Origin of the sequence: Sphingopyxis sp. Root154 (assembly GCF_001427105.1) — a bacterium.
Taxonomy (GTDB): Bacteria; Pseudomonadota; Alphaproteobacteria; order Sphingomonadales; family Sphingomonadaceae; genus Sphingopyxis.
On record NZ_LMGI01000002.1, the window covers coordinates 1,266,074 to 1,279,704 of the forward strand.

Below are 13,631 nucleotides of genomic sequence, written 5' to 3' on the forward strand. Positions count from 1 at the left end.
GCGATGACCGGCTGGCCGATCCTTTTCTCCGCGCTCGCGATGACGGCGATCGTCGGCGTGCGCTATCTGATCACCAGCGGCGGCTTCGCGCTTGCGACGCGGTGGAAGCACCCCGGCCTCTATCGCGGGCTCGAATCGCAGATGCGTCGCGAGGTCGGGTGGAGCCTTTTGAGCGCCGTGATTTACGGGATTCCGGCAGGCGTCGTCGCGTGGGGGTGGCAAGCGCATGGCTGGACGCGCATCTACACCGATTGGGGCGCCTTTCCGCTTTGGTATCCGCCGCTTAGTCTCTTCGCCTATCTGTTGATCCACGACACATGGTTCTACTGGACGCACCGCTGGATGCACCGCCCCGCCCTGTTCCGTATCGCGCATAGCGTCCACCATAACAGCCGCCCGCCGACCGCCTGGGCGGCGATGAGTTTCCATCCCCTGGAGGCCATGACTGGCGCGATTGTCATCCCCGCGCTCGTCTTTCTGATCCCGATCCACGTCGCCATGCTCGGCCTCGTGCTCGCGATCATGACGGTCATGGGCGTCGGCAATCATATGGGATGGGAGATGTTCCCGCGCGCGCTTGTTCATGGACCCGCGGGCCGCTGGCTGATAACCGCGACACATCACGAGCAGCATCACGCCGCTTACCGGGGGAATTATGGGCTCTATTTCCGCTTCTGGGACAAGGCGTGCGGCACGGATCTTGGCCTTGGCCATTTCGGCCGCGCTGCTGACCGGCGCGAGCGTGCCGCCGCCGACGCTTGAGGTCAACGTCACGGGGCTACGCAGCGCAAAGGGACAGATCCTTGTCTGCCTGACCACCAATCCCAAGGCATTTCCCGATTGCAGCAAGGACAAGGCGTCGGTGCGCATGGCGGTGAAGGCGGCCGATGCTGGCGATTTCCTTGTCCACGCGCCCGCGACGGGAACTTATGCGATCGCGGTCGTCCATGACGAAAACAGCAACAACAAGATGGACACCGCGATCTTCCTGCCCAAGGAAGGCTTCGGCTTTTCGCGCAATCCCACGATTACCGTCGGCCCGCCGAGCTTCAAATCGGCGAGCTTCGCGGTCGCCGGCGATATGCGCCAGTCGATCAAGATGAAATATATGCTCTAGTGGGCTTGGCGGCACACGGCTAATAGAACGCGCGTGACCGCGACATCCTCCCGCATCGCCGCTTTCGCCGACCGCTGGCCAAAGCTTGTCGCCCTGCTGCTCGGCGCCGTTTCGGCAACCGGCTTCGCGCCGCTCCACCTGTGGCCGCTGACCTTGCTCGCGCTCGCGGGCTGGATGGCGCTCGTTGCGCGCAGCCCGAAGGGTTCGCGCGCGCTGGGTATCGGCTGGGCGTTCGGCGTCGGGCATTTCGTCGTCGGCCTCAACTGGATCGCGACCGCCTTCACCTATCAGGCGGCGATGCCCGCGTGGCTCGGCTGGATCGCGGTCGGGCTGCTGTCGCTCTATCTCGCCATCTATCCGGCGATCGCCGCTTGGGGCGCGTGGACACTGAAGCCCAGGGCAGACGCGCATTTTGCGGCGCCATCCTATCTGCTGGCCTTCGCCGGCCTTTGGGCACTCACCGAATGGCTCCGCAGCTGGATTTTTACCGGCTTTGCATGGAACCCCCTGGGGGTGATTGCCGTCCCGCACGTTGCCGCGCCCGCCCGCTGGATTGGCACATATGGCATGAGCGCGATCGTCTGCCTTCTCGCGGCGGTGCTGATCCTGGCGTGGTTTCACCGCCGTGTCGCCGCAGCTGCGCTTTTCGGGAGCCTGCTCGCCATATGGGGCGCGGCATTTCTGTCGCAAACGGGCAGCGGCGTCGATGCCGCCGTTCGCGTCAAGGGTACGCAGCGCATCCCGATCACCGTCGTCCAGCCCAATGTCGGACAGGAAGACAAATGGGAAGGCCGCAAGGCCGACCTCAATTTCGAAAAGCTCGCGCGGCTTACCACTCCGAAGGATGACACGCCGCGCCTGATCCTCTGGCCCGAGGCGGCGGTGCCCGATTATCTCGAAGCGGGCTATCCCGCCCCTTATTACGATCGCTCGCCCGTCGAGGCGCGTATGCGGCTGATCAAGCTGATGAACCCTGACGACATCATGCTGCTCGGCGCTCTGAAACTGGAGCTCGACAAGACGGGCGATGTCGTCGGCGCACGCAACGCGGTGATGACGGTCCATGCCGACGGCACGCTCGGCCCGCGCTACGACAAGGCCCACCTTGTCCCCTACGGCGAATATCTGCCGATGCGCCCGATCCTGTCCGCCATCGGCCTGTCGCGCCTCGCGCCCGGCGACATCGATTTCTGGCCCGGCCCCGGCGCCCGCACCCTCGACCTTGGCGCTTTCGGCCGGGCGGGGCTGCAAATCTGTTACGAGATCATCTTCTCGGGCCAGGTCGTCGACCGCGCGCATCGCCCCGATTTCATCTTCAATCCGTCGAACGACGCCTGGTTCGGTGGCTGGGGCCCTCCGCAACATCTGGCGCAAGCGCGGCTGCGCGCGATCGAGGAAGGATTGCCCGTCGTGCGTTCCACACCAACGGGGATCAGCGCCGTGATCGACGCCGACGGGCGCGTGCTCGAATCGCTTCCGATGCATCGGGCGGGCCGGATCGATACGACGCTCCCGCCAGCCCATGCTCCGACGCTATTCGCCCGGTACGGAAATCTCCTGCCGGTCGGGTTTGCGCTGCTGCTGCTCGCGCTGGCCATTGCCTTTCGTCGGCGCGGACGCTAACAGCACCCCCACATAAAGCTTCCTTTATATCCGTTCACAGAAGGCTCTCCATGCGCAACAGCTTCCTCTTCACCTCCGAAAGCGTGTCCGAAGGACATCCCGACAAGGTGGCCGACCAGATCAGCGATTCGATCGTCGACCTGTTTCTGTCGAAGGACCCCGAAGCCCGTATCGCGTGCGAGACGCTGACCACCACCCAGCTCGTCGTGCTGGCCGGCGAAATCCGCTGCAAGGGCGTGTTCGAGAATGACGAGTGGGCACCGGGCGCGCTCGAGGAGATCGAAGCCACCGTCCGCAAGACGGTGAAGGACATCGGGTACGAGCAGGATGGTTTTCACTGGGAAAGCTTCCGCTTCGAAAATAATCTCCACGCCCAGTCGGCGCATATCGCGCAGGGCGTCGACGAAAGCGGCGACAAGGACGAAGGCGCCGGCGACCAGGGTATCATGTTCGGCTATGCGTCGGACGAGACCCCCGACCTGATGCCCGCGACGCTCGATTACAGCCACAAGATCCTCGAGCGCATGGCCGCCGACCGCAAGGCGGGCACCGCGCCCTTCCTCGAGCCCGACACCAAAAGCCAGGTCACGCTGCGCTACGCCAACGAGCGTCCGGTCGAGGCGACCGCGATCGTCGTGTCGACCCAGCATGCGCCGGGCTACTATTTCCACAACGGCGAAGGCGACGAAGCGAAATACACCGAGCTGCGCAAATATGTGCTCGGCGTGATCGCCGACGTGCTGCCCGCCGAACTGCTGACCGCGAACACCGTCTATCACATCAACCCGACCGGGCGTTTCGAGATCGGCGGCCCCGACGGCGACGCCGGCGTGACCGGCCGCAAGATCATCGTCGACACCTATGGCGGCGCGAGCCCGCACGGCGGCGGCGCGTTCAGCGGCAAGGACCCGACCAAGGTCGACCGTTCGGCGGCATATATTACCCGCTATCTCGCCAAGAATATCGTCGCCGCGGGCCTTGCGCGCCGCTGCACGATCCAGCTCAGCTACGCGATCGGCGTGGCCGAGCCGCTGTCGATCTATGTCGATTTGCACGGCACCGGGACCGTCGACGAAGGCAAAATCGAGGCGGTCATCCCGCAGCTCGTGCGCCTGACGCCGAAGGGCATCCGCACCCACCTCGGCCTCAACAAGCCGATCTACAAACAGACCGCGGCGTACGGCCATTTCGGCCGCACGTCGGAAGGCGACAGCTTCCCGTGGGAACGCACCGACCTTGTCGATCGGCTCAAGGCGGCCCTCGCCGCCTGAAGCTCATTTGACGTCGCATTGTGCCGGGTGGCGGGTTGCCGCCGCCCGGTCGCGCGGCTAGGGCGCGCCCCATGACTGCACACAAGCCCGGCGATCCGACGACGATCAACCGCCTCTACGGCCGCTCAAAGGGCAAGCCCCTGCGCGCGGGCCAGCAGGACCTGATCGATACTTTGCTGCCGCAGATCGCGGTGCCCGCCGAAGGCGAGGTCACCGCCGAAGCGCTGTTCGGTTATGACCGCCCGCTCCATTTCGAGATCGGCTTCGGCGGCGGCGAACATATGGCGGGGCGCGCCGACATGCTGCCCGATCATGGCTTCATCGGCGCCGAACCCTTTATCAACGGCGTCGCCCAAGCCCTGGTCCATGTCGCGGGCGATCATGGCGCACGGCTCCCCATCGGCAACGTTCGCATTCATCATGGCGACGCGCTGGAAGTGCTGCGGCGCATCCCCGATGGCGCGCTCAGCTTCGCCTATCTGCTCCACCCCGACCCATGGCCCAAGGCGCGCCATGCGAAGCGGCGGATGATGAACGACGGCCCGCTCGACCTGATCGCGGCGAAGCTGCGGCCCGGCGGCGAGTTCCGCTTCGGCACCGACCACCCCATCTATCTGCAGCACGCGCTGATGGTGATGCGCCGTCATCGCCACCAGTTCGAATGGCTGGCGCAGGATTCGCGGGATTTCCAGGTCCGCCCCGGCGGCTGGCCCGAAACGCGCTACGAAGCCAAAGCGCGCGCGCACGGGCACGAGGTCTGGTACTTCCGCTACCGGCGGATCTAATCGCCCGGCTCGCGTTTCGCGGCCGCTTGTCGCAGGCGGTTTTCGCGCATCGCCAGTTCTTCGTACCGGCAAAGCGGCACCGCCTGCTTTGGGGCCGAACGGTCGGCAGGCTTGTCGCGGTGGGGTTTCTTGCCGGGCATGACGGGCTTCACCCTAAACCATGCCCTGCGCACAAACAAATGGGGCGGCCTCGTGTCGAGTGCCGCCCCAGTTATGTGGATCCGTCGGGGAGAGGGAGAGGACGGTCCGGAGATTGGTGTCAGTCTGTCTTAGCGGGCAGCCATCTGGCTGTCGGTTTCGACTTCGGCGACGCCGGCGATCTTCAACGCGGCGCGGAACTGCTTGGCGGCCGCGCGTTCGTTGCCCGCTTCGCACAGCTTCTTGCCGGTCGAAACAAAGCGCTTGGCGCTCGACTGCTTGGCGCCTTCGACGCCGCCGGCGGCAACATGGGCCTGTTCGGCGAGACCGGCGCAGCGATAATCGCTAGCCGACTGGGCGTAAGCGGGGGTTGCGGTCGCCATCAAGCCGGTGAAGGCCAGCGCCGAAGCGGCGACGATTGCAAAAGCGGCGGGAAAGCGGCGATAAGAGGAGAGCTGATAGGCCATGGGAGAGGTTCCTTTCGTTTCTTTGTGCAACCTTTTTAGTCGCGGTTGCGCAGATAGATAATCCTCTATAATCTGCAAGTGCTTTGAAGCAGGATTTAACAATCCCCCAAGGGGCGCTCGACGGGATCGAAGCCTTCCTGCGTGTTGCGGAAAGGCGCAGCTTTTCGGCGGCGGCCGCCGACCTCGGCGTCTCGCCCTCGGCGATCAGCCAGACCGTGAAGGCTCTCGAAGCGCGCGTCGGCGCACCTTTGTTCATGCGCACCACGCGCAGCGTCGGCCTGACGCAGGCGGGCGAAATGTTCCTCGAACGCGCGGCGCCGGCCTATACCGGGCTCGCCGATGCCTATGAGGCGGCGCGCAACCTCGGCAACCGGCCCGCGGGGCGCCTTCGGATCAATTTGATGCGCGGCGCGGTCCAGCCGCTGTTCGAGCCGATCATCGCGGGCTTTTGCGAAACCTATCCCGAGATCGAGCTCGAAATCTACGCCGACGACGCGCTGGCCGACCTCAGCGCCGGCGGCTTCGACGCCGGGGTGCGGATGGGCGAAGCGCTCGACGCCGACATGATCGCGGTCCGTCTGACCGGCTCCTTTCGCTTCGTCGTCGCTGCGGCGCCCGCCTATCTCGACAAACATGGCCGCCCGCGGACGCCAGAGGATTTGCGCGACCACCGCTGCGTTCGCTTCCGCCTTGCGAGCGGCGGGCTGATGCCGTGGACCTTCGAACGCGGCAACCGCGATTTCGACGTCGCGGTCACCGGCCCGATTATCGTCAACGACTGGATCGCCGCATTGGTCGCGATGCGCGCCGGGGTGGCGATGGGCATGATGGCCGAACCGATGGCCACGGCGATGGTCGAATCGGGCGCACTCGAACTGGTGCTCACCGACCACGCCGCATCGACATCGGGCCTCTTCCTCTATTATCCCGGCCGCAAGCAAGTGATGCCCAAGCTGCGCGCCTTTATCGACTATGTGCGCGACAACCTGCCCGACGACCTGACCGGCTGACCTCGGTTTGAAGCGTTTCGATCGGGCGCGGAAACAAATCCCTTTGCCGCGCGCAGAAAAATTGGGCTGGCGCGCCGCGGCGAATCCCGGCAGCAGGTTCTCAATTAAAAGGGTTGGGATGAAACATGACTGAACTTGCGGCCATCGACTTTACCGCGCTCCTGCCGTTCATCCTCATCGGTTTCGCGGCGCAGCTCGTCGACGGCGCGCTCGGCATGGCGTTCGGCGTCATCTGCAACACATTACTCGTCGCCGTACTGGGCGTCCCGCCCGCAACGGCGTCGGCGCGCATCCATGTCGTCGAAATCTTCACGACAGGCGCGTCGGGGCTGAGCCATTTATTCCATCGAAACATCGATTGGCCGCTGTTCTTCCGGCTGCTGATCCCGGGCGTCATTGGGGGCGTGCTTGGTGCTTACGTGCTCACCTCGCTCCACGCCGACGTCGTGAAGCCCTTCGTGCTCGGCTATCTGGTGCTGATCGGCGTGTGGCTGCTCGTCCGCGGCCTGCTCTATCCGCCCAAGATCGCGAAGCCCAAGGTCGTCGCGCCCTTGGCAGTCATCGGCGGCTTTCTCGATGCAGCGGGCGGCGGCGGCTGGGGGCCGGTCGTGACCTCGAACCTGCTCGTCCAGGGCGGCGAACCGCGCAAGGTCGTCGGCACGGTCAACAGTGTCGAATTCTTCCTCGCCGTGTCGGTGTCGATCGCCTTCATCTGGAATCTCGGTTTCGAAGAGATACTGGGCCCGACGCTCGGCCTGATCATCGGCGGCGTGGCGGCCGCTCCGCTCGGCGCGATGATGGCCAAGCGCTTCTCGCCCAAGGTGATGCTGGTGATGGTCGGAATCGTGCTGATCGCGACCAGCGCCTTCGGCCTCTATCGCGCCCTGCTCTGAGGCGGATTATCCGGGCGGCATCCCGACGGGCGCCGCCCTGCCCTGTCAATTCGCGGGTTTGGTCTCGTCGATCTTGTCGACCCATTCGGGATAGAAGCTCGGCTCGCGCGCCGACCAGCCCGGCGCAGTCGCCGCGGCTTCGCTGATCGACTGGAGAAGCAGCTTGCGCTTGTCGGGGTGGAGGTGCGGCAGCGATGCCGCGGCGCAAAAGGCACCGGGCAGCCACGGCCGCGCATGCGCGCCGAGCAGCCGTTCATAGAGGAAGCGATAGGGCGCAAAGGCGTGCAGCCGGTCCTGCCCAAGGTCGAAGGCCGACACCGCGATCAGCGGCGCCATGAAATGTTCGAGCGCGTCGAGCCCGCTATCGTCGGGAATATGCCCGCGGATTTCGTGCAGTCGCTGATAGACGCGTGCCTGGACGCGGATCGCGGTTTCCTCGACCATGTCGCGCGACCAGCGCGAAATCGCATCGTCGCGTTCGAGCCCGATATCGAGCGAACGGCGAATGTAGCGCTGCGTCGCCGCTGGAAAACCCGCAAATTCCTTGATTTCCGATATCGACAGGTCGCCTGCTGCCGGTCCCGAACGCGTCGCCATGGTCATGCTCCCGCACGGCGCCCGGGGAGCCATCCCCCCGGAGGCCTGCATCAAACAGTCTGCCACCAAAATGGTTAGTGGCGGGTTAACCATGATGTCGGCGATCGTTCAGACAATCGCGAGGCGTTGCGCCGCGATGCGACCGGGCCTAATTAGCGGGCCTCAAATTCCAAGGCACAATAGGTCCATCATGTCGCACACACCGCAGCCGGTCATTTCCTCGACCGGCCTTTTCACCCCCGCCGAACGCATCTCCAACGAAGAACTTGTCGCAAGTTTTAACAAGTATGTTGCGCTGCACAATAGGAAAAATGCAGCCGCCATCGCGGCCGGCGAGATCGACGAACTGGCTGAATCGAGCGTCGAATTTATCGAGAAGGCGAGTGGCATCGGGTCGCGCTTCGTCGTCGACAAGGCGGGCATTCTCGATCCTGAACATATGGCACCCCGGATCGCCGAGCGAAGCAATGACGAATTGTCGGTCCTCGCCGAAATCGGCGTCCTCGCGGCGAAGGACGCACTCGCACGCGCGGGGCGCGATGCTTCGCAAGTCGACGCGGTCCTCTGCGCGGCGTCGAACATGCAGCGCCCCTATCCCGCGATGGCGGTCGAAATTCAGGACGCGCTCGGGATCGACGGCTTCGGCTTCGACATGAATGTCGCCTGCTCGTCGGCAACTTTCGGTATCCAGACCGCCGCCGACTATATCCGTGCCGGCCATGCGAAGAGCGTGCTCGTCGTGAACCCCGAAATCTGCTCGGGCCACCTCAACTGGCGCGACCGCGACAGCCATTTCATCTTCGGCGACGTCGCGACCGCGATCCTCGTCGAGGACAAGACTATCGCGCCCGCAGGCCATTGGGACATCCTCGGGACCAAGCTCAAGACGCAATTCTCGAACAACATCCGCAACAATTTCGGTTTCCTCAACCGTGGCCATGGCGGGATCGACCAGTCGGGACCGCACAGCGACAAGCTGTTCGTCCAGGAAGGCCGCAAGGTGTTCAAGGAAGTCGTGCCGTGGGTTGCCAATCTGATCGTCGAGCAGATGGAGGTGCTGAACCTCGAAGGCAGCGACATGCGCCGTCTGTGGCTGCACCAGGCGAACACCAATATGAACCGGCTGATCGCGCAGCGCGTGCTGGGGCATGAGGCGAGCGACGACGAGAGCCCGACGGTGCTCGACACCTATGGCAATACGTCGAGCGCCGGGTCGATTATCGCTTTCCACCTGCACCATGAGGATATGGTCGCAGGCGATACCGGACTGATTTGCTCGTTCGGCGCGGGTTATTCGGCGGGAACAGTGTTCGTCCGCAAGACGTGAGGCCTTACGGTACGAAGGTCGTGAACAAGTAGATCGCGAACAACATCAGGTGAATCACCCCCTGCAGCACGGTCGTGCGGCCGTTCGCGAGCGTCTGCACCGACACGATCAGCGACAGGAACAAGAGCACGGTCGACTTGGCATCGAGCCCGAGGCTGATCGGCAGGTCGGTCATGATCGACAGGATCGCGACCGCCGGAATGGTAAGGCCGATCGTCGCCAGCGCCGATCCGAGTGCGAGGTTGAGGCTCGTCTGCAGGCGGTCGGCCTTCGCTGCGCGCACGGCTGCCAAACCTTCCGGCGCGAGGATCAGCGCCGCGATCAGCACACCGAGCACCGCGGGGGGCGCTCCCCAGTCGGCGAGCAGCGCGCCCATGATCGGCGACAGATTCTTCGCGAGCAGAACGACCGCGAACAGGCTGGCGAGCAGCAGTGCGCCCGAAATCGCGGTGCGCTGGACGCTCGGCGGTGCGGCGTGCGCGTCGGGCTCGCCGTCGCCATCGGCATCGCCGTCGGGAAGGAAATAGTCGCGGTGGCGAACCGTCTGCACCAGCGCAAAGGTGCCATAGAGGATCAGCGAAACGGCTGCGACGAAACCAAGCTGCGTCGCCGAATAAAAGGGCCCCGGTACGCTCGACGTGAAATTGGGGAGGACGAGCGTCACAACCGTCAGCACGGTGAGCGTCGCGAGCGCGGCACCGATGCCGGTACGCTGGAAACGCTGCTCGTGATGGCGGATCGCGCCGCTGAGCAGGCAGAGGCCCATCAACAGGTTGAGGATCACCATCACCGCCGCGAACACCGTATCGCGCGCCAGCGTCTGCGCCTTTTCGGGTTCGGCCTGCATCAGCGTCAGGATCAGCCCGACCTCGATCACCGTCACCGCGAGCGCGAGGATCAATGTGCCGAACGGCTCGCCGACGCGGTGCGCGATGACCTCGGCATGGTGAACCGCCGCGATGACCGCACCCATCAGGATGAAGGCGACTAGCCAGGAATTGAGCGGCATGGCGAAACTCGCCATCGCGGCAACAAAGCCGAGGATCGGGAAGATATCGTTGGTACGATCGGCGAGGCGGAGTTTGGAAGTCATGGGGCTTCTATTGCAGCCCCCTCCCCGCATGACCACCCCGACGCGGGATTTAATGCGAGCGGACGGGCAATCCGGCGGCGGCAAGCCGCGCATGCGCTTCGGCGACCGTCGCTTCGCCGAAATGGAAGATGCTCGCGGCGAGTACCGCGCTGGCGCCGCCTTCGATCACGCCCGCGACGAGATGGTCGAGATTGCCGACGCCACCCGAAGCGATCACCGGCACGCTCACCGCATCAGCGATCACGCGCGTGAGCGTCAGGTCGTAACCATCCTTCGTACCGTCGCGGTCCATGCTGGTGACGAGCAATTCGCCCGCGCCGAGGGTGGCGAGGCGCACGGCATGTTCCAGCGCGTCGATCCCCGTGGGCTTGCGGCCGCCGTGGGTGAAGATTTCCCAGCGGCCCTCTTCGACGCGCCGCGCATCGATGCTGCCGACCGCGCATTGGCTGCCGAAACGGTCGGCGATGTCGGCGACGAGCTCGGGGCGCGCAACCGCGGCGCTGTTGACCGCGACCTTGTCGGCGCCCGCGAGCAGCAGCGCGCGGGCATCCTCGGCGCTGCGTACGCCGCCGCCGACGGTGAGCGGCATGAAGCAGACTTCGGCGGTGCGGCTGACCATGTCGAGCAAGGTGCCGCGGCCCTGATGGCTGGCGCTGATATCAAGGAAACAGAGTTCGTCGGCGCCCGCGGCGTCATAGGCGCGCGCAGCCTCGACCGGATCGCCCGCATCGCGCAGGTCGACGAAATTGACCCCCTTCACGACGCGGCCGTCGGCGACGTCGAGGCAGGGAATGACGCGGACGCGGACGGTCACACCGCCCCCGCCGCAATCGCCTCGGCGAGATCGAGCCGGCCGTCGTAGAGCGCGCGGCCGGTGATGACGCCTTCGACGCCATTTGCGACATGCGGGCGCAGTGCATGGATGTCGCCGATGTCGGCAACGCCGCCCGACGCGACCACCGGAATGGCGACCGTCTGTGCGAGCGCAACCGTCGCCTCGACATTGCAGCCCCTGAGCAGCCCGTCGCGGCCGACGTCGGTGAAGAGTAACGCCGCGACGCCCGCATCCTCGAACCGCCGCGCGAGATCCTCGACGCGCACATCGGAGACATCGGCCCAGCCTTCGGTCGCGACCATGCCATCGCGCGCATCGACGCCGACGACGATCCGGCCGGGCAGATCGCGCGCCGCCGATTTGACGAATTCGGGATCCTTCAATGCCGCGGTGCCGATGATCACCCGCTCGACGCCGAGCGCGAGCCAGCGGTCGACACCGGCGCGGTCACGGATCCCGCCGCCAACCTGCACCTTGCCCGGAAAGGCCGCGATGATGCTCTCGACCGCCGCGCCGTTGACGCTTTCCCCCGCAAAGGCGCCGTCGAGATCGACAACATGCAGGTGCGATGCGCCCGCGTCCGCGAACAGCCGCGCCTGCGCCGCCGGATCGTCGCCATAGACGGTCGCGCGCGACATATCGCCCTCGGCAAGCCGCACCACCTGCCCGCGCTTGAGGTCGATCGCGGGGAAGATGGTCAGGGCCGCCAATTGAGGAACCTTTCGAGCGTGGCGAGGCCATAAGCCTGGCTTTTTTCGGGATGATACTGGACGCCGACGATATTGTCCTTTGCCACCGCGGCAACGAAGGTCGCGCCATGGCTGCTGGTGGCGGCGACATCGACCGCGTCGGCGAAATGATAGCCGTGGAGATAATAGGCTTCGCCCGCCGCGATTACCGGATGCGCGAACGAGGGGATCACGTCGTTCCAGCCCATGTGCGGGATACGCAGCCCCGGCGCCGGCTCGAATGCCCGCACCGTGCCGCCGATCCAGCCAAGCCCGGCGTGCCGCCCATGTTCCTCGCCCGCGTCGGCGAGCAATTGCATCCCGACGCAGATGCCGAGGAAGGGAGCGCCCTCGCCGCGCACCCGCCGGTCCATGGCATCGACCAACCCGGGAATCGCCGACAAGCCGTTCATGCACGCCGCGAACGCGCCGACGCCGGGCAGCACGATGCGGTCGGCTTGTCCGACGACATCGGGATCGGCGGTGACGGCAACATTGTCCGCGCCCGCCGCGACGAGCGCATTATGCACCGAGCGAAGATTGCCCGCGCCATAGTCGATCAGGGCAATGAAGCTCATTGGCCGGTCCTCAGAGGACCCCCTTGGTCGAGGGGATGGCGTCGCCCTTGCGCGGGTCGATCTCGACTGCCTGGCGCAGCGCGCGCGCGAGCGCCTTGTACATGCTTTCGGCGATGTGATGGTTGTTCTCGCCGTACAGCATTTCGATGTGCAGCGTGATCCCCGCGGTCTGCGCGAAGCTGTGGAACCAGTGCGGGAACATCTCGGTGTCCATCTCGCCGAGGCGCGGCTGCGAGAAAGTCGATTTGTAAACGCAGTGCGGGCGCCCCGAAATGTCGAGCACGCAGCGCGTCAGCGTCTCGTCCATCGGCGCGTGCGCCTCGCCGTAGCGGGCGATGCCGCGCTTGTCGCCGAGCGCCTTCGCCACCGCTTCGCCGAGCGCGAGCGCCGAATCTTCGACGGTATGGTGCTGGTCGATATGAAGGTCGCCCTTCACCTGCATCGAGATGTCGATCAGCGAATGGCGCGACAATTGCTCGACCATATGGTCGAGGAAACCGATGCCGGTGGACACCGAATATTCGCCAGTTCCGTCAAGATTGACGGCGATCGCGATATCCGTTTCCTTGGTCGTGCGCTGGACGGTGGCGGTACGCATGGCGCACGCCTTAGAGCCTGTATTTCGCGTTGCAAGGCGATTCTCCCCCCTTGACCGGCGCGCGGCGCGCGTTCATCCCCTCGCCCCATGAGTGACGATGTACGCGACAGCCTGATTCCCTATGACGAAATCGTGCAGGACGCGCTGCGCGCCGTGGTCGGCCGCGTGCTCAGCCAGATCGTCGGTTATGACAGCCTGCCCGGCGAACATCATTTCTATATCACCTTCAAGACGCAGGCCGTCGGCGTCGATATTCCCGCGCATCTGATCGCAAAATTCCCCGACGAAATGACGATCGTGCTGCAAAACCGCTTCTGGGATCTGAAGGTCGAGGACGATCATTTCAGCGTCGGCCTGTCGTTCAACCAGACGCCGTCGATTCTCGTCATCCCCTATGCTTCGATCACTGCGTTCGTCGATCCGTCGGTCGATTTCGGGCTGCAGTTCCAGGTCAGCGACGACGACGAGACGCAGCCCGAACCGCATGACGAAGCCGACAACGACCGCCCCGAAGTTACCACCGAGGATGGATCGAACGTCGTGACGGTGGACTTCGGCAAGAAGCGCTGAC

17 protein-coding genes are annotated in these 13,631 nt (G+C 65.0%); 9 read left to right on the forward strand and 8 right to left on the reverse strand.

The features are described from left to right. The first annotated feature begins 3 nt into the window (after nucleotides 1-3). From ASD73_RS11785 to trmB, 5 genes are all read left to right on the forward strand, one after another. Nucleotides 4-762, forward strand: coding sequence for a sterol desaturase family protein (locus tag ASD73_RS11785; protein ID WP_056372536.1), 759 nt, complete (start codon nucleotides 4-6; stop codon nucleotides 760-762). After that, nucleotides 707-1,117 (forward strand): DUF2141 domain-containing protein, encoded by a 411-nt coding sequence (locus ASD73_RS11790; protein WP_235534348.1) that lies wholly within the window; start codon nucleotides 707-709, stop codon nucleotides 1,115-1,117. Before ASD73_RS11785 ends, ASD73_RS11790 begins: the two co-directional genes overlap by 56 nt. A gap of 33 nt (nucleotides 1,118-1,150) precedes the next feature. Then, complete coding sequence (gene lnt / locus ASD73_RS11795; protein WP_082521500.1) at nucleotides 1,151-2,740, forward strand: apolipoprotein N-acyltransferase; 1,590 nt, start codon at nucleotides 1,151-1,153, stop codon at nucleotides 2,738-2,740. Between the two features lie 50 nt (nucleotides 2,741-2,790). After that, nucleotides 2,791-4,011 (forward strand): methionine adenosyltransferase, encoded by a 1,221-nt coding sequence (gene metK / locus ASD73_RS11800; protein ID WP_056372538.1) that lies wholly within the window; start codon nucleotides 2,791-2,793, stop codon nucleotides 4,009-4,011. A 71-nt stretch (nucleotides 4,012-4,082) separates the two neighbouring features. Next, complete coding sequence (trmB, locus tag ASD73_RS11805; RefSeq protein ID WP_056372540.1) at nucleotides 4,083-4,796, forward strand: tRNA (guanine(46)-N(7))-methyltransferase TrmB; 714 nt, start codon at nucleotides 4,083-4,085, stop codon at nucleotides 4,794-4,796. Here trmB and ASD73_RS22790 read toward each other — a convergent pair. Both ASD73_RS22790 and ASD73_RS11810 read right to left on the reverse strand, forming a co-directional pair. Next, the gene (locus tag ASD73_RS22790) at nucleotides 4,793-4,936 is read right to left on the reverse strand and encodes a hypothetical protein (protein ID WP_156377366.1); all 144 of its coding nucleotides are present in this window, start codon (nucleotides 4,934-4,936) and stop codon (nucleotides 4,793-4,795) included. The two genes, trmB and ASD73_RS22790, sit on opposite strands and share 4 nt — an antisense overlap. A 129-nt stretch (nucleotides 4,937-5,065) precedes the next feature. After that, nucleotides 5,066-5,401, reverse strand: coding sequence for a hypothetical protein (locus ASD73_RS11810; protein ID WP_056372542.1), 336 nt, complete (start codon nucleotides 5,399-5,401; stop codon nucleotides 5,066-5,068). Between the two features lie 83 nt (nucleotides 5,402-5,484). Here ASD73_RS11810 and ASD73_RS11815 point away from each other — a divergent pair, with 83 nt between their 5' ends. Together ASD73_RS11815 and ASD73_RS11820 are read left to right on the forward strand one after the other, a co-directional pair. Then, nucleotides 5,485-6,411, forward strand: a complete 927-nt coding sequence (locus tag ASD73_RS11815) for a LysR family transcriptional regulator (RefSeq protein ID WP_056372544.1) — start codon at nucleotides 5,485-5,487, stop codon at nucleotides 6,409-6,411. Between the two features lie 125 nt (nucleotides 6,412-6,536). Beyond that, a complete protein-coding gene (locus ASD73_RS11820; RefSeq protein WP_056372546.1) occupies nucleotides 6,537-7,304 on the forward strand; it encodes a sulfite exporter TauE/SafE family protein in 768 nt (255 codons plus the stop codon). A 45-nt stretch (nucleotides 7,305-7,349) separates the two neighbouring features. Here the strand turns inward: ASD73_RS11820 and ASD73_RS11825 are convergent, their stop codons facing one another. Beyond that, nucleotides 7,350-7,901, reverse strand: coding sequence for a hypothetical protein (locus ASD73_RS11825; RefSeq protein ID WP_056372548.1), 552 nt, complete (start codon nucleotides 7,899-7,901; stop codon nucleotides 7,350-7,352). Between the two features lie 190 nt (nucleotides 7,902-8,091). Between ASD73_RS11825 and ASD73_RS11830 the strand changes: the two genes are divergently transcribed. Beyond that, nucleotides 8,092-9,228, forward strand: a complete 1,137-nt coding sequence (locus tag ASD73_RS11830) for a beta-ketoacyl-ACP synthase III (protein WP_056372550.1) — start codon at nucleotides 8,092-8,094, stop codon at nucleotides 9,226-9,228. 4 nt (nucleotides 9,229-9,232) lie between these two features. On the opposite strand, the gene ASD73_RS11835 is transcribed toward ASD73_RS11830, so the two are convergent. The 5 genes from ASD73_RS11835 to hisB are packed head-to-tail and all read right to left on the reverse strand — an operon-like array spanning nucleotide 9,233 to nucleotide 13,060. Further along, the gene (locus tag ASD73_RS11835; protein WP_056372552.1) at nucleotides 9,233-10,321 is read right to left on the reverse strand and encodes a calcium:proton antiporter; all 1,089 of its coding nucleotides are present in this window, start codon (nucleotides 10,319-10,321) and stop codon (nucleotides 9,233-9,235) included. A gap of 49 nt (nucleotides 10,322-10,370) precedes the next feature. After that, nucleotides 10,371-11,135: an imidazole glycerol phosphate synthase subunit HisF gene (gene hisF, locus ASD73_RS11840; protein WP_056372553.1), complete on the reverse strand. Its 765-nt coding sequence runs from the start codon at nucleotides 11,133-11,135 to the stop codon at nucleotides 10,371-10,373. Beyond that, nucleotides 11,132-11,866, reverse strand: coding sequence for a 1-(5-phosphoribosyl)-5-[(5-phosphoribosylamino)methylideneamino]imidazole-4-carboxamide isomerase (gene hisA / locus ASD73_RS11845; protein ID WP_056372555.1), 735 nt, complete (start codon nucleotides 11,864-11,866; stop codon nucleotides 11,132-11,134). Before hisA ends, hisF begins: the two co-directional genes overlap by 4 nt. Next, nucleotides 11,854-12,462, reverse strand: a complete 609-nt coding sequence (hisH, locus tag ASD73_RS11850; protein ID WP_056372557.1) for an imidazole glycerol phosphate synthase subunit HisH — start codon at nucleotides 12,460-12,462, stop codon at nucleotides 11,854-11,856. Before hisH ends, hisA begins: the two co-directional genes overlap by 13 nt. A 10-nt stretch (nucleotides 12,463-12,472) precedes the next feature. After that, entirely contained in the window at nucleotides 12,473-13,060 is a 588-nt protein-coding gene (gene hisB, locus ASD73_RS11855) for an imidazoleglycerol-phosphate dehydratase HisB (RefSeq protein WP_056372559.1), read from the reverse strand. Nucleotides 13,061-13,147: 87 nt separating this feature from the next. On the opposite strand from hisB, the gene ASD73_RS11860 reads away from it, so the two are divergent. Further along, on the forward strand, nucleotides 13,148-13,630 hold the full coding sequence (locus ASD73_RS11860) for an SspB family protein (protein ID WP_056372561.1): 483 nt from the start codon (nucleotides 13,148-13,150) through the stop codon (nucleotides 13,628-13,630). Nucleotide 13,631 lies beyond the last annotated feature (1 nt).

What these genes read in the sequence shown, in the direction of transcription:
- ASD73_RS11785 (WP_056372536.1), top strand. Translation starts at nt 4, where the DNA reads ATGACCGGCTGGCCGATCCTTTTCTCCGCGCTCGCGATGACGGCGATC.
- metK (WP_056372538.1), top strand. Translation starts at nt 2,791, where the DNA reads ATGCGCAACAGCTTCCTCTTCACCTCCGAAAGCGTGTCCGAAGGACAT.
- trmB (WP_056372540.1), top strand. Translation starts at nt 4,083, where the DNA reads ATGACTGCACACAAGCCCGGCGATCCGACGACGATCAACCGCCTCTAC.
- ASD73_RS22790 (WP_156377366.1), bottom strand. Translation starts at nt 4,936, where the DNA reads ATGCCCGGCAAGAAACCCCACCGCGACAAGCCTGCCGACCGTTCGGCC.
- ASD73_RS11810 (WP_056372542.1), bottom strand. Translation starts at nt 5,401, where the DNA reads ATGGCCTATCAGCTCTCCTCTTATCGCCGCTTTCCCGCCGCTTTTGCA.
- ASD73_RS11820 (WP_056372546.1), top strand. Translation starts at nt 6,537, where the DNA reads ATGACTGAACTTGCGGCCATCGACTTTACCGCGCTCCTGCCGTTCATC.
- ASD73_RS11825 (WP_056372548.1), bottom strand. Translation starts at nt 7,901, where the DNA reads ATGGCGACGCGTTCGGGACCGGCAGCAGGCGACCTGTCGATATCGGAA.
- ASD73_RS11830 (WP_056372550.1), top strand. Translation starts at nt 8,092, where the DNA reads ATGTCGCACACACCGCAGCCGGTCATTTCCTCGACCGGCCTTTTCACC.
- ASD73_RS11835 (WP_056372552.1), bottom strand. Translation starts at nt 10,321, where the DNA reads ATGACTTCCAAACTCCGCCTCGCCGATCGTACCAACGATATCTTCCCG.
- hisH (WP_056372557.1), bottom strand. Translation starts at nt 12,462, where the DNA reads ATGAGCTTCATTGCCCTGATCGACTATGGCGCGGGCAATCTTCGCTCG.
- hisB (WP_056372559.1), bottom strand. Translation starts at nt 13,060, where the DNA reads ATGCGTACCGCCACCGTCCAGCGCACGACCAAGGAAACGGATATCGCG.
- ASD73_RS11860 (WP_056372561.1), top strand. Translation starts at nt 13,148, where the DNA reads ATGAGTGACGATGTACGCGACAGCCTGATTCCCTATGACGAAATCGTG.